We start from the raw sequence: 18,851 nt of genomic DNA, 5'->3' as shown, positions 1-18,851 counted from the left end.
TGGCCGCCACGGAGGACCATTCCATGCTTCGCAGAGCCCTTCTGGCGAGCGCCCTCGCCATGCCCGCCGTCCTGATCGTTCCCGCCCTCGCCGGCGCCGAACAGGCCCAGACGCAGACCCAGGCGCAGACCGACTCCAAGAAAGGTGGCGAGACGGCCGAGGGCGACATGTCCTACGGCGAGAAGGCCAGCCGCAACCAGCCGACCTCGGTGGACGAGATCGGCGGCCTCAACGCCGGCCCGCGCGAGGCGGCGCAGTTCGCCGACCCGGGCGTGGCGGGCGGCGATACGACCTTCGCGCTGCCCGTCTCGGCGCTGGTCGACGACGAACTCCGCAGCGGCGACGAGGAGGAGATCGGCGAGATTTCCGAGATCGTGCTGTCCGACGACGGCAGCGTCCACGCCGCCGTCGAGGTCGAGGGCGACCGCGTGCTGGTGCCCTTCGCCAACATCCGGGTGCAGACCGGCCGCGGGCCGGAGAACTGGATGCTGGTCACCGGCGTCACGCCCATGGACCTCGCCAACCTGCCGCGCTTCGACGCCGAGCGGGCGCAGGGCGTGACCGCCGTCTCCGACGCCCTGTTCGACGTCGAGGTGCAGGGCGGCCAGGGCGGCGAGGCCGTCGGGACGGTGGTCGACGCCATCGTCCACAGCACCGCCGGCATCCAGGGCCTGGTGGTGGAGACCGACGACCGCACCGTCATGATTCCGGCCGACCGCGTCACCGTCAGCCGCGGCGGCGGCGAAGACGGTCGCCTGACGATCACCACCGACCTCGGTGCGCAGGAACTGGCGCAGCGGCCCGACTACGTGTTCGGCGACAGTCCGGCGGCCATCACCGCCCCCGGCACGGCGGCGGCCGGGTTGGCGGGCGAACAGGCCATCGGCGACGACCAGGGTTTCGACCGCGGCTCCGGCCAGCCCACCGCCTCCCAGATGCTGCCCGACGTCGACGAGACCAAGGCCTTTCCGCGGCCGCAGCAGGCCGACGGCGGCGCCATGGACGAGGTGCTGGAGAAGGTCGAGCCCGAAATCGGCAAGGGTCACGGCGGCGACGGCGTCGCCGGCGACGACCAGTGACGGCGCGCCTGCGGCCGTGACCTTTCGGGGACCATGAGAACCAGGGGGCTGCCTCGGCTGTTCCTGCCGTGGTCACTGCAGAGGAGCACGACGATGCTGAAGCACCTTCTGGTTGCCACCGCCCTGGTCCTGCCGCTGGCGCCGGCGCTGGCGCAGGAGGGCGCACCGGCCTCCGCCCCCATGCCGGCGGCGCCCGCCGAAGTGGCCACGAGCGACGGCGGCGGGCCGCTGGATCCGGGCGTCGACACGCTGGCGGAGCGCATCGGCGAGACCGTCTATTCCCCGACCGGCGAGCCGCTCGGCGAGCTGACGGGTGTGGCCCTGGCCGGCGGCGGCAGCCCGCGCGCCGTCATCTCCCACGGCGGCGTCATGGGCATCGGCAGCCGCGAGGTGGCGGTGGCGCCGGTGGAGCTGTCTGTGCAGCCCGGCGGCGAGGGCGGCGAGCCGCGCCTCGTGCTCGGCATGGCCAAGGACGAGCTGGAAGCCCTGCCGGACTACGATCCGAAGCAGGCCGAGGTGGCAGCCAGCCTGCCGCAGCCGTCGTCCGGCGGCACCGCGCCCATCGAACCGGCGGCGCCCGCCGGCGCCGAAACGGCCGGTCTCGGGACCGAGGCGGAGCAGGCGGTGGCCGAGGCCCTGGCGCGGGTCGACCAGGCCTGGGCGCAGGTGGAAGGGGCGACGGCGGACGGCTGGCAGTCGGCGCAGGAGAACTTCCGCCAGGCGGTCAGCGACCTCGAACGCACCTGGGACGAAGTGACCGCCGAGGACCAGCAGGCGCAGCAGCCGGCGGAGTGACGCCCGCGGCCTCTTGAAACGTCGGTCGGCGGCGCGCTGTTTGTGAAAGAGACGCAACAGACGGATGCCGCCCATGCCCGACCGCACCTGGACCGACCCCGGCCGCCCTTCCGGCGCCGCCTCAGCCGCCGCAGACACGACGACGGGCCCCGACGCCGACCGGCGCCGGCGGCTCGCCCGTCTGCAGACGGTGGCCTATTGGCTCGACGACCGCTTCCGCCTGCCCGGCACCAACATCCGTGTGGGGCTGGACGGCATCGCCGGGCTGGTGCCGGGCGTCGGCGACACCGCCACCACGGCGGTGGCCGGCTGGATCATCCTGGAGGCGTGGCGGCTCGGCATGCCGCGGCGGGATCTGGTCGCCATGGCCGGCACCGTCGGCGTCGACTGGGCCATCGGCCTGGTGCCGCTGGTGGGCGACGTGTTCGACGTCGGCTTCAAGGCCAACCGCCGCAACATCCGCCGCATCTTGCGTCACTTCGGCGAGGAGGTCATGGCCGCGCCGCCGCAACGGCCTTGATCTCGTCGCAGGCCCGGTCGACGTCGCCGCGCAGCGCCCGCAGGGTGTGCTTCACCGCGTCCGGCAGGTCGGCATCCAGCGCGGCTTCGATGGCTTCGGCGAGGGCATCCTCGTCGGAGCAGGCGGCGTCGGCGAGGGTGCGGGCCTCGTCTCCCGACAGCAGCGCCCTTACGCGCAGCGCGAGGTGCGAAAAGGTCTGGCGGTCGGCGTCCGGCGCCGAGGGCAGGTCGCCCAGCGCCCGCAGCGCGTCCTCCAGGGTCGTCACCACCGTGTGCCGCCGGCTGGCGATGGCGCGCAGGGTGCGGTCGAGCGAGTCGGGCTCGTCGTGCGTGTCGGCGGCCTCTTCCATGTCGGCGATGGACCGCTTGAGGGCGACGATCACGTCGTCGAGCGCCACCACCCTGTCGTCGCGCAGCATTTCCCGCGTCACTCCTTCGCCGTTGCGGTCCTTCGGTACCATGACCGTCAGCGCCGCCGGCAGGATGTCGAAGGTGGCTGGGGTCCGCGTCGTCACCTCGCCGTCGGTGGAGACGTCGAGCGGCTCCGCCGTGCGGACGGTGAAGCGGGTGCCGGTCATGGCGACCGATCCCTCCAGCTTACCGTGCCGGCCCGAGCGGATGAACGGCAGAGTGAGGACCAGCCGCCACAGGCTCTGCGGCTCCAGGCTGTAGAGGTCGAGGCGGCCGTCGTCGATGGCGCTTTCCTCGGCCACCTTCATGCCGCCGCCGTAGAACCGGCCGTTGCCGACGGCGACCTGGATGGAGCGCACCCGCTCCACCGCGCCCTGGTCGTCCTCGATCTCGGCGTCGAAGGCATTGGCGTCGCCCAGCACGTCGCGCACCCGGATGGGATAGCTGAGCACCCCCCAGCGGGCCTTCAATTCGCGGTCGAGCTGCTTGGACAACTGCGCCGCGGCGCCCACCGAGGCGACGTTGAAGAAGAGCTTGCCGTTGACGCGGCCGAGGTCGATGCGGTGCGGCCGCCCGTGCGCGATGGCGCGGCAGGCCGCCTGCACGCCGGCCGGGATGCCGAGGGTGCGGGCGAGGTCGTTGGCGGTGCCGAGCGGCAGCAGGCCCAGCGCGATGTCGCGCTCGTGCAGGATGTCGACGGCGGCGTTCATGGTGCCGTCGCCGCCGGCCATGATGACGAGGTCGATGCCGTCGCCGTGCTCGGCGATGATCTCGGCCACGTGCTCGCGCGAGCGGCTCTTGTGGACGTCCACCCGCATGTCGCCGTCGTGGCGCAGGATGTCGAGGAGGGGGCGGAGGTCGCCGTCGCGCCCCTGCGAACTGTTTTCGTTGACGATCAGCAGCGCCCGGCGGGCCATGGTGTCATTCCTGGCCGGGCTTGCCCTTGGACTCGGCGCCCTGCTCGTAGGCGTCGATCTCGCGCCGCAGGGTTTCCATGCGCTCGCGCGCCTCGGCGTCGGGGGAGGGCAAGGCCTGCAGGCGATTCAACTCGCCGCGGGCGGCGTTGTACTGCGTCTGATCCATGGGATCCTCTGTGCACACTGTCGGGGCAGGGAGGAAACGGAAGACGCGACCGCCCCGTTGCGGCCGGGCGGCGGCGCAAAGGACGCAAGCGGCAGGACCAAAAAAATGCGGCGGTCTAGGGACCGCCGCCAAGGTCGAGGGAATTGGCCTGTCGGAGAGTGGAGACGTGATGGGATGCCGTACACGTCGAAAACAGAGCCAACGCAAAGAAAACAGCGAACGGCCCTTCGTGTTCCCCGGAAAATGCGACAGTCGATGAAAAAACGAACGGCCGAGGACTTGCCTCGGCCGTCGGTCCGGCGATGCGGCCTGCCGGCAGGTCAGGCGGCCGGCGCCTGCACCGTGCGGCGGACCATGGACTTGAGCGCGTTCGGGCTGAAGGGCTTGGGCAGCACGCAGTCGGCGCGGACGCTCGGATCGGCCAGGGCCATTTCCGGGAAGGCGGTGACGAAGACCACCGGCGCCTTGTAGCGGCCCCGCAGGCGGCGCGCCACCTCGACCCCCGAGGGGCCGTCGGACAGCACCACGTCGGCGATGATGAGGTCGGGCTCGCCGCCGCCGAAGGCTTCCAGCGCCTCGCGGCCGTTGGCGGCGTGGACGCAGTCGCCGTAGCCCATTTCCTGCAGCGACTCGGCGATGTCCATGCCGATGAGCTGGTCGTCCTCAATGATCATGGCGCGCAGGCGGCGCTGCGGCTGGACCATCAGGCTGCGGGCCGTCAGCAGCGACCGGGCGGCGCGGCTCGGGGCGATGCAGAGGATGGCGGCGGCCTCGGCGACCGTGAAGCCTTCCAGCGAAACGAGAAGGATCACCCGGCGTTCCACCGGCGGCAGGGCGAACAGGCGGTCGCGCGTCTCCGCCAGGTCGGCGTCGGCCTCGCAGGCGGCGTCGGGCCCGGCGACGGGCTCGGTCGGCGCCAGCACGGCGGAGTGGAAGGTGCGGAACAGCGCCGCGTCGTCGGCGGCGTAAGGCTTCCCGGCCGCGTCGCGCGGCAGGGCGGCCAGGCAGGCCATCACCGCCTCGTCGGCGGCGTGGCGGTTGCCGGTCAAAAGGTACCCGTGCCGCCGCAAGCGCGGCAGGCGGTCCCTCAAATCAACCGAAGTGAGCATGTCGATCCTACTCCCCGAGTGTCGCGTCCCCCGACGTCCGACAAACGGCCGCTATGTCTTTCGCCCTATAACCCCGCGTTATCCGGACGGATAGACGGAACCCTGCGGCAGCCTGTCCTACACCCCTAAACTGATAGTGTCACCTTCTAAGGAACCCTGTCAACGCCGCAAAAATCCTTGGGTTATCGCGCTGCAGCATTACCACTTTCGATGCTTCGCCGGTACACCCGAAGGGTTATGCCCGAAAGTTATAAGACTCGAAAGTTCCTGCGAGCAATAACAACCCGAAATTTCGCAATTTGCAAGGCCTTATTGCGTCTGGGTAGAAGGTGCCCGTGGGCATACGGCCGCTCGGAGGAGGGCGGCTCGCCGAAGACATGGCGCGCAGCGCACGCGCGGCAAGAGGAAGGCGCCCACTCCGGAAGGGGTAGGCGCCTGGCGAGGCGACGGAACGCGGGATAGGAGACGAGGGGGAACGGGGCGACTCAGTCGTCCAGGCCGAGGGCTTGCAGCAGGCGGTCGGGCACCGGCTCGTCGAGGATGTCGGAGCCCAGGTGGCGCAGGGCCTCCTCCTGTGCCCGCAGGACATCGACGCGGCGCCGCACCTCGGGATTTTCCTCGATCAGCGTCTCCAGGCGCGACCGCTCGTCGGCCGTCAGCCGGCCGGCCAGGTAGTCGTCGATGGTGGCGTCGAGGGTTTCGACGGCGCCTGATTGGCGAAGTGATGTCATCGGTATCCGACCATGTCCTCAGCCGCCCGACTTGGGTTTGGCGGTGTCCAAGAATGCCCTGATGTCCTGCCGCGCCCGCGACAGGCGCGACTTCACCGTACCGACCGGCACGCCCAGAACGGCGGCCGCGTCCTCGTATTCCATGCCCTCGACGGCGACCAGCAGGACCACTTCCTTCTGGATCTCGGGCAGGCTGTCGAAGGCCCGCTGAACGTCGCGCATGGCGAGCGCTTCTTCCTGGCCCCCGGAAACCGCCGAAACCGGCTCTTCCGTCTGCTCGACCTGGCGCCTCGCCCGCTTGGTTTCGTTGTAAAGCGTGTTTCGCAAAATCGTAAACAGCCAGGCGCGCATGTTTGTTCCAGGCTGAAAGCTTGCCAATGCGCCAATGGCCCGTACCAGGCATTCCCGCACGAGATCATCGGCTCGCGCCGGATCCCGGACGAGCATGCGGGCGTACCGGCGGAGCCGCGGCAGCTCCTCCAGCATCAATCGTCTGCTCTCTTCCATCACCCTCGATCCTGTCGGGTCCATACAGTCGACAGTGGCCGCCCGAGCCGGCCTACCATCGACGGAGCCGCGGCCTCTGCGGACCGTCGCCCCCCTGTGTCCCTTTCCCCTGAGACCGTCCAGTGTGACTCCGCGGCCGGTCAGGACCAAGCGAAACCGCGGAATTTCTGATGGTATCGGGATGGCGCTGGAAACGGGGGTTCCATAGGGGGTGCCGTCGCGCGTATGACTTAGTCCCAAGGACGAAGGAGGATTTGCGTGTCACCAACCGAAAGTCCCGATCTCGCCGCTGCTATCGCTTTGGTGGAAGAGCACGATACCTGGCAGGCCTTGCGGGCAGCCCTGGAGGACGGCGGGCTGGCGGCGCGGCTCGGTGCGGCGGGACTCGAACGGGTGCTGGCGGCCTGGCAGGGGCGGGCGGCATGGCGCCTCACCGACGCCCAACTGGCGCAGGAGCTGGCCTTCTGGGCCGACGGCGGCACCTATGCCGCGCACCTGAGCGGCTTCAACGCCATCGCTCCCGCCGCCCTGGTTGGCGAGGCGGAGCGCCGCGGCTGGTTCGTCCGCCGCCTCGGGCCGAAGGCGCTGGTGAACCCGCCGGACGGCAAGCCGCTCGCCGTGCCCACCGGAACGTGAACGGCTTTTCACGCGCCTGTGAGTCGCAACCCCGCCCGAGTCGTTCCTATATCGGCGGAGCGTCACAACAGGAGTTGCGTCATGCTCATCCGTCGCCGCCGTCCGTGGGACATGCCCGAGAGCGCGGTCACGCCGAAGGAGGTCTACCTCAGCCGCCGTGCCTTCATGGCCGCCGCCGGGGCCGCCGCCGCCGCGCCCGCGCTGCTCGCCGGGGGGCGTGAGGCCGAGGCGCTGGTCGCCCGCCCGGGGGTGCGCGAGGCCCTGGAGCCCATCGCCGAAACGCAGTGGAGCACCGTCGGGCCAAACGACAAACTGACGCCCTTCGAGGACGTGACCAGCTACAACAACTTCTACGAACTCGGCACCGGCAAGGGCGACCCGAAGGCCAATGCCGAGCAGCTGGTGACCGAGCCGTGGACCATCACGGTGGACGGCGCCTGCGGCAAGCCGGGCAAGCTCTCCTACGACGACTTCGTGAAGCCGCACGCCCTGGAGGAGCGCATCTATCGCCTGCGCTGCGTCGAGGCGTGGTCCATGGTCATCCCCTGGGTCGGCATCCCGCTCGGCGAGGCGTTGAAGCGCTTCGAGCCGACGGCGCAGGCCAAGTACGTGCGGTTCGAGACCATCCACGATCCCAAGATGCTGCCGGCCCAGCGCAGCGGCGTGCTCGACTGGCCCTACGTCGAGGGCCTGCGCATGGACGAGGCCATGCACCCGCTGGCGCTGCTGGCGGTCGGCCTCTACGGTGAGGTGCTGCCCAACCAGAACGGCGCCCCGCTGCGGCTCGTGGTGCCGTGGAAGTACGGCTTCAAGTCCATCAAGTCCATCGTCCGCATCTCCTTCGTCGAGGACATGCCGCAGACCACCTGGGCGGCCTACGGCGGCGGTTCGGAGTACGGCTTCTACGCCAACGTGAACCCCACCGTCGACCACCCGCGCTGGAGCCAGGCGAGCGAGCGGCGGCTCGACGGCGGCAGCATCTTCTCCATGTTCGAGCGGCGCGACACGTTGATGTTCAACGGCTACGACGACGTCGCCCCGCTCTACGCCGGCATGGACCTGAAGAAGTGGTTCTGACCCAGCGCGCCTTCTGGGAAGCGCGGGGCCGCTCGCCGGCGCTGAAGCCGGTGGTCTTCGCCCTCGCCCTGGTGCCGCTGGCCGAGCTGGCGTTGCGCCTGTTCGGGCTCGGCCTGTGGGGCGCGCTCGGCGTCAATCCCATCGAGTCGATCGTGCGTTTCTCGGGCGACTGGGCGCTGCGCATGCTGCTGGTGGCGCTGGCGGTGACGCCGCTGCGCCTGCTCACCGGCCTCGCCTGGCCCATGAAGCTGCGGCGCATGCTCGGGCTGTTCGCCTTCTTCTACGCCGCCCTGCACCTCGCGGCCTACGTCGGGCTCGACCAGGGGCTGGACTGGGCGCGCATCTGGGCCGACGTGGTGAAGCGGCTCTACATCACCGTCGGCATGGCGGCCTTCGCGATCCTGCTGGCCCTGGCCCTGACCTCGCCCAAGGCGGCGGTGAGACGCCTGGGCGGGCGGCGCTGGCAGGCGCTGCACCGGCTGGTCTACCCCGCCGCCGTGCTGGCCGTGGTGCATTACGGGCTGATGGTGAAGGCCGACCTGACCCAGCCGGTGATCCATGGCGTCGTTCTCGCCCTGCTGCTGGCGGCGCGCCCGGCGCTCAAGTCCTGGCGGGGCCGGCGACGGAGCGGGGCGGAGGGGCGCGTCCGTACCGCAGGCCGTGGTCTCTGACCAAGGATAGAGTGCCCCCTAGAACATTGGTTATAAGTCCTTCACGTTGTTGTTGTACGTCGTAGGGCGAAGCCTCATCATGTCTTCGCTTTCGTCGCGATCGGGCACGGCGAAGCTTTCGTGCGTCCAAGGGCCTGGGGGATAGAGCCCGCAATGGGATCGTCGACGCTCATCGGGGAATGGAGCCGCCAGTTCGCAGAACTGGTGGAGGACCTCGTCTGCGTCTGCCGTGAAGGACGCATCGTCTGGATCAACGGCGCCGGCCACCGGCTGATGACCGGCACCGCGCCCGGCGCGCCGCTGCTGGTCGGCCGCGCCTTCCGCGACCTGGTGCACGGCGACTACCGCGACATCGTCGACATGGGCCTCGGCGTACTGGCCGACGACGGCGGCGCCATGCCGCTGCTCATGCAGGCCCTCGACGGCCGCGTGATCGAGGTGGAGCTGAAGGCGAGCCGGGTGGCGCCGAGCCCGCCCTCCATCCTGTCCGGCGACGAGGACGGCGAGGCCGTGCTCATCCACGCCCGCGACGTGACCGAGCGGGCGCGTGCCGTCGCCAACCTGCTGGAAAGCGAGCATCGCTACCGCAACGTGGTGGAGATGTCGCTCAACCTCATCTTCGTGGTGCAGGACGACCGGCTGGTGGTGGTCAACGGCACGGCGCGCAAGCTGCTCGGCGGCGACCGGCCGGAAGATCTGCTGACGGGCGGCTTCGCCGATCTGGTGCACGCCGACTACCGCGACATCGTCGACCTGGGGCTGGAGGCGCTGGCCGCCGAAGACGGCGTGCTGCCGCTGAAGATGGTCGGCCTCGACGCCGCCGTGCACGACATGGAAGTGCGCGTCATCCCCTTCGGCTCCCACGGCTTCATGATCGAGGCGCGCGACATCTCCGACCGCATGCGCTCGGCCGAGGCCCTGCGCGAGCGCGAGGCGCGCCTGCAGGGCGTGCTCGACACGGTGGCGGAAGGCATCGTCACCGCCGACGAGCGCGGCGTCATCCAGTCGGTCAACCCGGCGGCGGAGCGCCTGTTCGGCTGGCAGCGCAACGAGCTGGTGGGGCGCAACCTGTCGGTCCTCATGCCGACCCGCTACGCCGCCTACCACGACGGCCACATGGCGACCTATCACGGCGGCGGGCCGCCCAAGTCCTTCGGCCGCACGCGCGAGCTGGAAGGGCTGCGCAAGGACGGATCGGTCTTCCCCATCGAGCTGTCGCTGGCGGAAATGCGCATCGGCCGCTCGCGCCTCTACACCGGCGTCATCCGCGACATCACCCAGCGCAAGCGCGCCGAGGAGGCGATGAAGCGCTACAACGAGGAACTGGAGACGCACGTCCGCGAGCGCACGGAAGAACTGCGCGCCCTGTCGCGGCAGAGCGAATCCATCCTCGAAAGCGCCGGCGACGGCATCGTGGCGCTCGACAACGACGGCCTCATCACCGTCGCCAACCCGGCGGCGGCCGAGATGCTGGGCTGGCGGCGCGAGGATCTGCCCGGCAAGGATGCCGCCGGCGTGTTCCGCTACGGCGACGGCCGCCGCTGCGGCCGGCCGGTGCCGGTGCGCGCCGCCCTGCGCCGCGGCATGTTCCACGACAGCACGGAACTGACGCTGCTGCGTCGCGACGGCGGCACCTTCGAGGCCGAATACGCCTCCGCCCCCATCGAGGACAACGGCACCCGCTCGGGCGCCGTGGTGCTGTTCCGCGACATCAGCGAACGCAAGAAGGCCGAAGGCCGCCTGCGCGTCGCCGCCACCGTGTTCGACACCACGGCCGAGGGCATCGCCGTGTGCGAGGCCGACGGCACCATCACCACCGTCAACCCCGCCTTCGCCACCATCACCGGCGAGGATGCGGCGGCGCTGGTCGGGCGGTCGGTGGGCGAGGTGTTCGGCTGCGGCGCCTTCGACCAGGGCGTCATGCTGGAGGCGCTGGCCGCCGAGGGCCACTGGGTCGGCGAGCAGTGGTCGTGCCGGCCGCGCGGCGAGGAATACGCCTCGCGCATCGCCGCCTCCGCCGTGCCCTCGGAGGACGGGGAGGAAACCCTGCGGCAGTTCGTGGTGGTGGTCAACGACATCACCCAGCGCAAGCGCGACGAGGAGCGCATCCGCTACCAGGCCAACTACGACGCCCTCACCGGCCTGCCCAACCGCGCCCTGTTCCTCGACCGGCTGGAGCACGGCGTGGCCGCGGCGCGGCGCAGCGGGGCGACGCTCGGCCTCATGTTCATCGACCTGGACGGCTTCAAGGCGGTCAACGACACCCTCGGCCACGAGGCCGGCGACGACCTGCTGAAGGGCGCCGCCGACCGCCTGCGCAAGTGCGTGCGCGAAAGCGACACGGTGGCGCGCCTGGGCGGTGACGAGTTCACCATCATCATGGACAACGTGGAAGGCCGCCCCGGCGCCGCCATCGTCGCCCAGCGGATCATCCGTACCCTGGAAGTGCCGTTCGACCTGGGCGGCCGCGAGGGCCGCGTGTCGGCCTCCATCGGCATCGCCCTGTTCCCGGCCGACGCCGCCGACTGCGAGGAACTGCTGCGCAACGCCGACACGGCGATGTACGCCGCCAAGGCCCAGGGCAAGAAGAACCACCAGTTCTACGAACCGGAAGCCGCGCCCGAGGCGGAAGCGGCGCCGGCTTGACGTGGTGATCGGTTAGCCACCAAGACACTAAGGACACCAAGAAGGGTGCGAGGGAGGCGAGGCCCTCCCTCGCGCTCCCTCCGATTCGTTTCCTCTGCGGCGAGATGCTGAAGAAACAACTGATGGAGGGTGCGCGAGGGAGGCCCCCGCCTCCCTCGCATCCTTGGTGTCTTGGTGCCTTGGTGGTTAAAGAACCGTCCGAGCCTCAGCCCCGCAGCGCCGCGATGTTGGCGGCGTAGGCGTCCGGGCCGCCCTTGAAGACGGCGGAGCCGGCGACCAGCGCGGTGGCGCCGGCGGAGATGCAGCGCTTGGCGGTTTCCGGGTTCACGCCGCCGTCCACCTCGATCTCGATCGGGCGGGCGCCGACCAGGGCCTTGATGCGGCGGATCTTCTCCACCTGGCTCTCGATGAAGGCCTGGCCGCCGAAGCCCGGGTTGACGCTCATGACCAGCACGAGGTCGAGGTCGTCGAGGACGTATTCGAGCACGCTCTCGGGCGTCGAGGGGTTGAGCGACACGCCGGCCTTCTTGCCGAGCGACCGGATGAGCTGCAGCGAGCGGTGCAGGTGGGCGCCGGCCTCGGCGTGGACGGTGATGATGTCCGACCCGGCGGCGGCGAATTCGGGGATGTAGGGGTCCACCGGCTCGATCATCAGGTGGACGTCGAAGGTCTTGGCGCTGTGCGGCCGGATGGCCTTCACGACGCCGGGGCCGATGGTGATGTTGGGCACGAAGTGGCCGTCCATGACGTCCACATGCACCCAGTCGCAGCCGGCGGCGTCGATGGCGCGGACTTCCTCGCCCAGCTTGGCGAAGTCGGCGGAAAGGATGCTCGGGGCGATCTTGACGGTCATGGCTTTCGGGCTCTGGGTCGGGGGAGGGGGGATTTGAACCACCAAGACACCAAGACACCAAGGGGCCTTCGCTTCTTTCCTCTTGTCATGGCCGGGCTCGACCCGGCCATCCACGGCGCCACTGAAGTGAGCCGTCTTGCGCTCCCCCAGGACCGACCACGTGGATGCCCGGGTCAAGCCCGGGCATGACAATGGAGAGATGGTGATGGAGACGGCACCGCCGCCCCCTTGGTGTCTTGGTGCCTTGGTGGCCAAAAACAAACCCGCCCCCGGGAGCAGTCCCCCGGGGGCGGTCGTCACTCACGCGCTTACTGCGCGGCGGTCGCGGTGGCCGCCAGCACCTTCGGGTCGAGTTCGCCCTTCAGGTAGCGCTTGGCCATGTCGGACAGCGGGATCGCCTTGATCTTGCGGGCCATGCCGGCGGCGCCGAACTGCTCGTAGCGCTGTTCGCAGATCTTCTGCATCGCTTCCTGGGCGGGCTTCAGGTACTTGCGCGGGTCGAACTCGGCCGGGGTCTCCTGGAAGACCTTGCGGATCTGGCCGGTGATGGCCATGCGGCAGTCGGTGTCGATGTTGATCTTGCGGACGCCGTGCTTGATGCCCTCGACGATCTCTTCCACCGGCACGCCGTAGGTCTGCGGCATGGCGCCGCCGTACTGGTTGATGATGTCCTGCAGGTCCTGCGGCACCGAGGACGAGCCGTGCATCACCAGGTGGGTGTCCGGCAGCTTGGCATGGATCTTCTTGATGGTGTCCATGGCCAGGATGTCGCCGGTCGGCTTGCGCGAGAACTTGTAGGCGCCGTGGCTGGTGCCGATGGCGACGGCCAGCGCGTCGACCTTGGTGCGGGCCACGAAGTCGGCGGCCTGGTCGGGATCGGTGACCAGCATCTCCTTGTCGAGCTTGCCCTCGAAGCCGTGGCCGTCTTCCTTCTCGCCCATGCCGGTCTCGAGCGAGCCGAGCACGCCCAGTTCACCCTCGACGGAGACGCCGACCATGTGGGCCATCTCGGTCACCTTGCGGGTGACTTCGACGTTGTAGTCGTAGTCGGCCGGGGTCTTGGCGTCTTCCATCAGCGAGCCGTCCATCATCACCGACGAGAAGTTGGCGGTGATGGCCGACAGGCAGGTGGCCGGGCTGTTGCCGTGGTCCTGGTGCATGCACACCGGGATGTCGGGGTACATCTCGGCGACGGCCATGATCATGTGCTTGATCATGATGTCGCCGGCGTAGGAGCGGGCGCCGCGGCTGGCCTGCAGGATGACCGGCGCGTCGAGCTTCTGCGCCGCCTTCATGATGGCGAGCACCTGCTCCATGTTGTTCACGTTGAAGGCCGGCATGCCGTAGTCGTGCTCGGCGGCGTGGTCGAGCAGCTGACGCAGCGAAATGAGAGCCATGACTGTTTCCCTCCGGTGGACTTGAGTCGTAACGGGACGACCGACGATCAGCGCTTCAGGCGGGTCAGGACGACGTCCGCGACCGACTTGGCGGTGATGTCGAAGAACTCGTAAAGCTCCTCGGCGGGGCCGCTCGCCCCGAACTGGCGCATGCCGACGACGGCCCCTTCGAGGCCGACGTACTTCTCCCAGCCGAAGGTCGACGCCGCTTCGACGGCGACGCGCAGAACGCCCTTGCCGAGCACCTGGTTGCGGTAGTCGGTCGGCTGCTGGTCGAACAGCTCCCAGCACGGCATGGACACCACGGCCGCCTTCACGCCGACGTTGGCGAGCATGACCTGCGCCGTCAGCGCAAGCTGCACTTCCGAGCCGGTGGCGATGAGGGTGACGTCGCGGCCGCCGTCCTCGGGCTCCGACAGCACGTAGGCGCCGCGGGCCGACAGGTTCTCGGCGGTGTACTGGCGCACCGTCGGCAGGTTCTGGCGCGACAGGGCGAGCACGCTCGGCGCGTCGTCGGTGTGCAGGGCGATCTGCCAGCACTCGGCCGTCTCGATGGGGTCGCAGGGGCGCAGCACCAGCACGTTCGGCATGGCGCGCAGGGAGGCCAGGTGCTCCACCGGCTGGTGGGTCGGGCCGTCCTCGCCGAGGCCGATGGAGTCGTGGGTGCCGACGTAGATCACCCGCTGGTTCATGATGGCGCCCATGCGGAGCGCCGGGCGCAGGTAGTCGGTGAACACCAGGAAGGTGCCGCCGTAGGGGATGAACCCGCCGTGCAGGGCGATGCCGTTCATCATGGCGCCCATGCCGTGCTCACGGATGCCCCAGTGGATGTAGTTGCCGGCGTAGTGGCCGGGCTCCACGGCGCTCATCTGCTTGGTGATGGTGAGGTTGGAGTGCGTCAGGTCGGCCGAGCCGCCGACGATCTGCGGCAGGGCCGGCACGATGTGCTCCAGGCACTGCTGGCTGGCCTTGCGGGTGGCGACCTTCGGCTGCTCCTCGGCGCACTTCTTCTTGTAGTCGTCGAGGCCGCGTTCCCAGCCCAGCGGCAGCTTGCCGGCGACGAAGTCGAAGAAGGCGTCGCGCTTGTCGGCGGGCTCGGCCTGCATCTTGGCTTCCCAGGCGCGGCGCGCCTCGGTGCCGCGGGTGCCGGCGGCGCGCCAGGCGGTCAGCACGTCCTCGGGCACCTCGAAGGGCGCGTGCGGCCAGTTGAGCGCCTCGCGGGTGGCGGCGATCTCGGCCTCGCCGAGCGGCGCGCCGTGGGTCTTCTCGGAGCCGGCGAGCGACGGCGAGCCGAAGCCGATGACGGTGCGGCAGGCGATCAGGCTCGGGCGCGGGTCGGCCTTGGCCTTCTCCAGGGCGGCGGCGACCGCCTCCGGGTCGTGACCGTCGACCGCCTGGACGTGCCACTGGCTCGCCTCGAAGCGCTTCATCTGGTCGTCGCTGGTGGCCTTGGACGTGTCGCCGTCGATGCAGATGCGGTTGTCGTCCCACAGCACCACGAGCTTGCCGAGCTTCTGGTGGCCGGCGAAGGAGATGACCTCCTGGCTGATGCCTTCCATCAGGCAGCCGTCGCCGGCGATGCACCAGGTGTAATGGTCGACCACGTCGTCGCCGAAGCGGGCGGCCATCATGCGCTCGGCGAGCGCCATGCCGACGGCGTTGGCGATACCCTGGCCGAGCGGGCCGGTGGTGGTCTCGGCGAAATCGACGTGGCCGTATTCCGGGTGGCCGGCGGTCTTGGCGCCCAGCTGGCGGAAGTTCTGCAGCTGCTCGATGTCGGTATCGGCGTAGCCCAGCAGGTAGGACAGGCCGTAGAGCAGCATGGAGCCGTGGCCGGCCGACAGCACGAAGCGGTCGCGGTCGGGCCAGCGCGGGCTGGTCGGGTCGACCTTGGCGAAGCGGGTGAACAGCACCGTCGCCACGTCGGCCATGCCCATGGGCATGCCGGGGTGGCCGCTGTTGGCCTTCTGCACGGCGTCGATGGCGAGGAAGCGGACGGCGTTGGCCATCGTCCGGACGTCGACGGGGGCGGTGGCGGTGGTGTCGGTCATTGGCTGGCTCTGTATCCGTGGTGCTGTTCGTGCGTCGTGCGGCGAGGCTGCAGTATCGGTGGCGTCTCTATAGCGCGGAACGTCAAATCGCGTAATGCCCCATGGCGGCCTTCACCAGATGATAGGTGATGAGCAGCTGCGACAGGGCGAGCGGGTGGCTCATCTTGGCGCGGTGCTCGCGGTCGTCCATGAACTGGCCCAGGTGGGCGCGCAGGTGGCTGGCCTCCGGGATCAGGTTCCACAACAGGTCCTCGATGGCCTTGGCCCGCTTGTCGTCGAGATCGCCGGAGATTTCAAGCACGTCCACCGGCTTGCCGTCGATGTCGCGGGCGAGCGTCAGGGACACCTTGTCCTTGCTGCCCTCGAGGATGGGCGAAAGATCGGGATGGGGCAGGGTCGGGCGCAAGGTGTGGCGCACCACCAAGTTGGGCCCCACCTCCTCGCGCCGGCCTTCCGGGCGGACGAACTGCACCACCATGTCGGCGAAAGTGCGCTGCGGGCGGATCCATGCCTCGCTCAGCTCGCCGCGGCTCTGCAGCGACTCGCGGACCTCGGATTCGGCGTAGCCGCGCTGGCTGGTGTCGCGGGTGATCTTCCAATAGACGCGCAGGTCCTCCTCGGGCTCGAGGTAGACCTTCACGTCGTAGCAGTCGCGCATGGCCCGCGTGGTGTAGCCGAGCAGCCCCTCGACGATGACGTAGTCCTTGGGCTGCACGTAGACGGGCGCGCGCAGGGTACCGTCGCTGTGGTCGTAGACGGGCTTGAGGATGGGCTGGCCCTCGCGCAGCAGGCGGATGTGCTGCTCCATCACGTCCATGTGGTTGGCGCGCGGGTCGAGGGCCGAGAGGCCGAGGCGGCGGCGTTCCGCCCGGCTGTGCTTGTGGTAGTCGTCGAGGGCGATGATGGTGACGCGGTCCTCGCCGAGGATCTGCGCCACGCCGGCGGCGAAGGTGCTCTTGCCGGCGGCGCTGTCGCCGACGATGCCGAGGATGATGGGGCGGTCGGCGACGCGCTTCAGCGACATGGGCGACGGCGTGGCGAGCGGCACGGACATGGGCTCAATCCCGCCGCCACGCGGTGACGACCTGCCGGCCCGGCGCGCCGCCGGCGATGAGCAGGCTCTGGGTGCACATGCCCTCGGGCGTGGCGGCGACGCCGTTGAGCAGCAATCCGTCGGCGATGCCGGTGGCGCAGAAGTGCACCGCCTGCGACGCCGCCATGTCGGCGGTGCCGAGCCAGCGGCGGGTGTCCATGCCGGCCGCCTCGACGGCCATGCGCTCGGTGTTGAGCTGCGGGTTGATGCGGCCGAGGAACTCGCCGCCCAGCGCCCCGATGGCGGCGGCGGCGATGACGCCTTCCGGCGTGCCGCCGGTGCCCATCATGGCGTCGACGCCCGAGCCCGGGATGGCGGCCATGAGCGCGCCGGCGACGTCGCCGGCGGGGTGCAGGGCGACGCGGGCGCCGGCCCGCTGGATGGCTTCCACCAGCGCCCGGTGGCGCGGCTTCTCCAGCACGTAGATGGTCAGCGCCGACACCGGCTTGTCGAGGCAGTCGGCCAGCACCCGCAGCTTTTCGGCGACGGGGGCCGTCGGGTCGATGCGGCCGCGCACCGCCGGCGGGCCGGCGAACTTCTCCATGTAGAAGGCGGGGCCGGGGCGGAACAGGCTGCCCTTGGGCGCCACCACCACGACGGAGAGGGCGTTGTTGACGCCGCTTTCGGTCATGTAGGTGGTGCCTTCGGCCGGGTCGGCGGCGATGTCGAAGGCGGCGTCCGAGTCGGCGTCGCCGAGCGCGAGGCCTGGCGGCAGCAGGGCGGCGGAGGCGTCGATGGCCTCGCCGACCACCAGGGTGCCCGACAGGCCCAGCGTCTCCAGCTCGCGGCGCATGGCCGCCGCACCGGCGCGGGCGGCGGCGGCACGGTCGCCGCGGCGCAGGCCGCCATGCACGGCCAGCGCCGCCGCCTCGGTGGCGGCGCGCAGGGCGTAGGTGAAGGCCAGCGGCGACGGCGAGTGCTCCGCGGCGGAGGACGGGCCTTGATACATCGTCGTTTCCTTCCCTGCCGGCGTCGGTCCGGCAGGACGTCGGCCTCGGGTGGGGGACCGCCACCCGGCGGAGTGGTGCGATCGGGCCGGGACATAGACCCTGGCGGCGGCCAATGCAACACGAAAGGGCCGTCCGGCGCACGCCCCGGGGCGTGCGCCGGCGGACCGGCCCGCCTCAGGCCCGGTCGCGGCCCTTGAGGAAGAAGGCGACGGCCTGGGCGCGGTTGCTGACGCCCAGCTTGTCGTAGAGGTTCTTCAGGTGGAACTTCACCGTGTTCAGCGAAATGTCGAGCTTTTCGGCGATCTGCTGGTTGGTGAAGCCGCTGGCGAGGGAGGCGAGCAACTCGCGCTCGCGCCGCGTCAGGCCGGCGAGCGGGTCGGCGCCCAGCTGGCTCACGTCCACGAAGGGGAACATCATGCGCCCGTCGGCGACGGCGGCCACCGTTTCCAGCAACTGCGCCGGCGGATCGGACTTGGAGCAGAAGCCGGCGGCGCGCAACGCCATGGCCTGGCGCGGGATGTCGGGGTTGCCGGACCCGGTGTAGACGATGATGCGCGGCCCTTCCTGGCGGGTCGACAGCGCCTCCAGCACGCCGCGGCCGTCCAGGTAGGGCATTTCCCACCCGATGATGCCGACGTCGAACTTCATGCGGTCGCAGGCGGCCAGGAAGCGCTCGCCGTCCGGACACATGTGCAGGAGCGTGAACCGCTCGTCCCCGGCGAACAGCTTGATGAGGCTGCTCTGCAGGAGCGGGTTCTTTTCCGCGATCACGATCTCGATGGGCCGTTTCGCTTTTTTGTCGTTGGGCATGCGCCGGGCCGCCTGGTTGTGGTCGTGCCTAGGATCAACCGGACCCCCCTGGTCCGTGGGCCCATAGGCTACAGCATGTATCCCGGAAGGCAAATGCCGTTATGACCGAAAGTGCGGGGTCCGCCTGCCCGGAGGGGCGGGACCGGCCGCGGACGCGCGGGGCCGCCGGACGGTGCGTCGATCGGGCCGGCGGCGGTGCGGCCCGGCGGAGGCGGGCGGACGGCGGCGGCCGGGCGGAAAAACCCACCGCCGGAGTCGCCCTCGTGCGGCGATCGAGAGGCCTTTCGTGACAGGGCTTGCCGCTGCGGTTGATATGGGGCGGGCGGATGCACCGGCCGGTGCCCATGGCGACAACTGGCCCAATTGTCTAAGTCTCTGGAATATCTCGTTGTTCTGCAACGGTCGCGGTTGTCACATAAGTTTAAGAAATCCG

18 protein-coding genes are annotated in these 18,851 nt (G+C 70.0%); 7 read left to right on the top strand and 11 right to left on the bottom strand.

Annotated features, from left to right (window positions below; all coding sequences use genetic code 11):
- Positions 1-23: 23 nt before the first annotated feature.
- From CRP50_RS12045 to CRP50_RS12035, 3 genes are all read left to right on the top strand, one after another.
- The gene (locus CRP50_RS12045) at positions 24-1,079 is read left to right on the top strand and encodes a PRC-barrel domain-containing protein (RefSeq protein WP_141415120.1); all 1,056 of its coding nucleotides are present in this window, start codon (positions 24-26) and stop codon (positions 1,077-1,079) included.
- Positions 1,080-1,172: 93 nt separating this feature from the next.
- The gene (locus CRP50_RS12040; protein ID WP_097279420.1) at positions 1,173-1,874 is read left to right on the top strand and encodes a hypothetical protein; all 702 of its coding nucleotides are present in this window, start codon (positions 1,173-1,175) and stop codon (positions 1,872-1,874) included.
- A 73-nt stretch (positions 1,875-1,947) separates the two neighbouring features.
- On the top strand, positions 1,948-2,394 hold the full coding sequence (locus tag CRP50_RS12035; RefSeq protein ID WP_097279771.1) for a DUF4112 domain-containing protein: 447 nt from the start codon (positions 1,948-1,950) through the stop codon (positions 2,392-2,394).
- Here the strand turns inward: CRP50_RS12035 and CRP50_RS12030 are convergent.
- The 5 genes from CRP50_RS12030 to CRP50_RS12015 form a co-directional block, all read right to left on the bottom strand.
- Complete coding sequence (locus CRP50_RS12030; RefSeq protein WP_097279419.1) at positions 2,366-3,721, bottom strand: lipid kinase; 1,356 nt, start codon at positions 3,719-3,721, stop codon at positions 2,366-2,368. The genes CRP50_RS12035 and CRP50_RS12030 overlap by 29 nt on opposite strands.
- A 4-nt stretch (positions 3,722-3,725) precedes the next feature.
- On the bottom strand, positions 3,726-3,887 hold the full coding sequence (locus tag CRP50_RS25570) for a hypothetical protein (protein ID WP_176525142.1): 162 nt from the start codon (positions 3,885-3,887) through the stop codon (positions 3,726-3,728).
- A 320-nt stretch (positions 3,888-4,207) separates the two neighbouring features.
- Positions 4,208-4,996, bottom strand: coding sequence for a response regulator (locus CRP50_RS12025; protein ID WP_141415119.1), 789 nt, complete (start codon positions 4,994-4,996; stop codon positions 4,208-4,210).
- Between the two features lie 485 nt (positions 4,997-5,481).
- Positions 5,482-5,727: an anti-sigma factor family protein gene (locus CRP50_RS12020; protein ID WP_097279417.1), complete on the bottom strand. Its 246-nt coding sequence runs from the start codon at positions 5,725-5,727 to the stop codon at positions 5,482-5,484.
- Positions 5,728-5,745: 18 nt separating this feature from the next.
- Positions 5,746-6,234, bottom strand: a complete 489-nt coding sequence (locus CRP50_RS12015; protein ID WP_245913457.1) for a sigma-70 family RNA polymerase sigma factor — start codon at positions 6,232-6,234, stop codon at positions 5,746-5,748.
- A gap of 258 nt (positions 6,235-6,492) precedes the next feature.
- Between CRP50_RS12015 and CRP50_RS12010 the strand changes: the two genes are divergently transcribed.
- From CRP50_RS12010 to CRP50_RS11995, 4 genes are all read left to right on the top strand, one after another.
- Positions 6,493-6,870, top strand: a complete 378-nt coding sequence (locus CRP50_RS12010; protein ID WP_141415118.1) for a hypothetical protein — start codon at positions 6,493-6,495, stop codon at positions 6,868-6,870.
- 81 nt (positions 6,871-6,951) lie between these two features.
- The gene (gene msrP, locus CRP50_RS12005; protein WP_097279415.1) at positions 6,952-7,947 is read left to right on the top strand and encodes a protein-methionine-sulfoxide reductase catalytic subunit MsrP; all 996 of its coding nucleotides are present in this window, start codon (positions 6,952-6,954) and stop codon (positions 7,945-7,947) included.
- Positions 7,944-8,618 carry a protein-methionine-sulfoxide reductase heme-binding subunit MsrQ gene (locus CRP50_RS12000; RefSeq protein ID WP_097279769.1) on the top strand — a complete coding sequence of 225 codons (675 nt, stop codon included), beginning with the start codon at positions 7,944-7,946 and terminating at the stop codon, positions 8,616-8,618. Before msrP ends, CRP50_RS12000 begins: the two co-directional genes overlap by 4 nt.
- 153 nt (positions 8,619-8,771) lie before the next feature.
- Positions 8,772-11,264, top strand: a complete 2,493-nt coding sequence (locus CRP50_RS11995) for a bifunctional diguanylate cyclase/phosphodiesterase (RefSeq protein WP_097279414.1) — start codon at positions 8,772-8,774, stop codon at positions 11,262-11,264.
- A gap of 205 nt (positions 11,265-11,469) precedes the next feature.
- Here CRP50_RS11995 and rpe read toward each other — a convergent pair whose 3' ends face one another.
- The 6 genes from rpe to CRP50_RS11965 all read right to left on the bottom strand — a co-directional run bounded on the left by rpe (position 11,470) and on the right by CRP50_RS11965 (position 18,418).
- A complete protein-coding gene (gene rpe / locus CRP50_RS11990; protein WP_097279413.1) occupies positions 11,470-12,117 on the bottom strand; it encodes a ribulose-phosphate 3-epimerase in 648 nt (215 codons plus the stop codon).
- A 308-nt stretch (positions 12,118-12,425) separates the two neighbouring features.
- Positions 12,426-13,514, bottom strand: a complete 1,089-nt coding sequence (fba, locus tag CRP50_RS11985; protein ID WP_097279412.1) for a class II fructose-bisphosphate aldolase — start codon at positions 13,512-13,514, stop codon at positions 12,426-12,428.
- A 47-nt stretch (positions 13,515-13,561) separates the two neighbouring features.
- Complete coding sequence (tkt, locus tag CRP50_RS11980; RefSeq protein WP_097279411.1) at positions 13,562-15,565, bottom strand: transketolase; 2,004 nt, start codon at positions 15,563-15,565, stop codon at positions 13,562-13,564.
- An 82-nt stretch (positions 15,566-15,647) separates the two neighbouring features.
- Positions 15,648-16,619, bottom strand: a complete 972-nt coding sequence (locus CRP50_RS11975; RefSeq protein ID WP_217992042.1) for a phosphoribulokinase — start codon at positions 16,617-16,619, stop codon at positions 15,648-15,650.
- A gap of 4 nt (positions 16,620-16,623) precedes the next feature.
- Positions 16,624-17,607, bottom strand: a complete 984-nt coding sequence (locus CRP50_RS11970; RefSeq protein WP_097279410.1) for a fructose-bisphosphatase class II — start codon at positions 17,605-17,607, stop codon at positions 16,624-16,626.
- Positions 17,608-17,782: 175 nt separating this feature from the next.
- Positions 17,783-18,418 (bottom strand): response regulator transcription factor, encoded by a 636-nt coding sequence (locus CRP50_RS11965; RefSeq protein WP_097279409.1) that lies wholly within the window; start codon positions 18,416-18,418, stop codon positions 17,783-17,785.
- Positions 18,419-18,851 lie beyond the last annotated feature (433 nt).

This window comes from Caenispirillum bisanense, from assembly GCF_900230255.1.
Lineage (GTDB): Bacteria > Pseudomonadota > Alphaproteobacteria > Rhodospirillales > Rhodospirillaceae > Caenispirillum > Caenispirillum bisanense_A.
The sequence above is the reverse complement of the archived record's forward strand: the minus strand, read 5'-3'. Positions and strand labels throughout refer to the sequence as shown.

Bases quoted from the DNA above. Each gene is read 5' to 3' on its own strand.
- CRP50_RS12025 (WP_141415119.1), bottom strand. From the start codon at position 4,996: ATGCTCACTTCGGTTGATTTGAGGGACCGCCTGCCGCGCTTGCGGCGG.
- CRP50_RS12030 (WP_097279419.1), bottom strand. From the start codon at position 3,721: ATGGCCCGCCGGGCGCTGCTGATCGTCAACGAAAACAGTTCGCAGGGG.
- tkt (WP_097279411.1), bottom strand. From the start codon at position 15,565: ATGACCGACACCACCGCCACCGCCCCCGTCGACGTCCGGACGATGGCC.
- CRP50_RS12015 (WP_245913457.1), bottom strand. From the start codon at position 6,234: ATGGAAGAGAGCAGACGATTGATGCTGGAGGAGCTGCCGCGGCTCCGC.
- CRP50_RS11975 (WP_217992042.1), bottom strand. From the start codon at position 16,619: ATGTCCGTGCCGCTCGCCACGCCGTCGCCCATGTCGCTGAAGCGCGTC.
- CRP50_RS11965 (WP_097279409.1), bottom strand. From the start codon at position 18,418: ATGCCCAACGACAAAAAAGCGAAACGGCCCATCGAGATCGTGATCGCG.
- CRP50_RS12045 (WP_141415120.1), top strand. From the start codon at position 24: ATGCTTCGCAGAGCCCTTCTGGCGAGCGCCCTCGCCATGCCCGCCGTC.
- msrP (WP_097279415.1), top strand. From the start codon at position 6,952: ATGCTCATCCGTCGCCGCCGTCCGTGGGACATGCCCGAGAGCGCGGTC.
- CRP50_RS12040 (WP_097279420.1), top strand. From the start codon at position 1,173: ATGCTGAAGCACCTTCTGGTTGCCACCGCCCTGGTCCTGCCGCTGGCG.
- CRP50_RS11970 (WP_097279410.1), bottom strand. From the start codon at position 17,607: ATGTATCAAGGCCCGTCCTCCGCCGCGGAGCACTCGCCGTCGCCGCTG.
- CRP50_RS12035 (WP_097279771.1), top strand. From the start codon at position 1,948: ATGCCCGACCGCACCTGGACCGACCCCGGCCGCCCTTCCGGCGCCGCC.
- fba (WP_097279412.1), bottom strand. From the start codon at position 13,514: ATGGCTCTCATTTCGCTGCGTCAGCTGCTCGACCACGCCGCCGAGCAC.
- CRP50_RS11995 (WP_097279414.1), top strand. From the start codon at position 8,772: ATGGGATCGTCGACGCTCATCGGGGAATGGAGCCGCCAGTTCGCAGAA.
- CRP50_RS12020 (WP_097279417.1), bottom strand. From the start codon at position 5,727: ATGACATCACTTCGCCAATCAGGCGCCGTCGAAACCCTCGACGCCACC.
- rpe (WP_097279413.1), bottom strand. From the start codon at position 12,117: ATGACCGTCAAGATCGCCCCGAGCATCCTTTCCGCCGACTTCGCCAAG.
- CRP50_RS25570 (WP_176525142.1), bottom strand. From the start codon at position 3,887: ATGGATCAGACGCAGTACAACGCCGCCCGCGGCGAGTTGAATCGCCTG.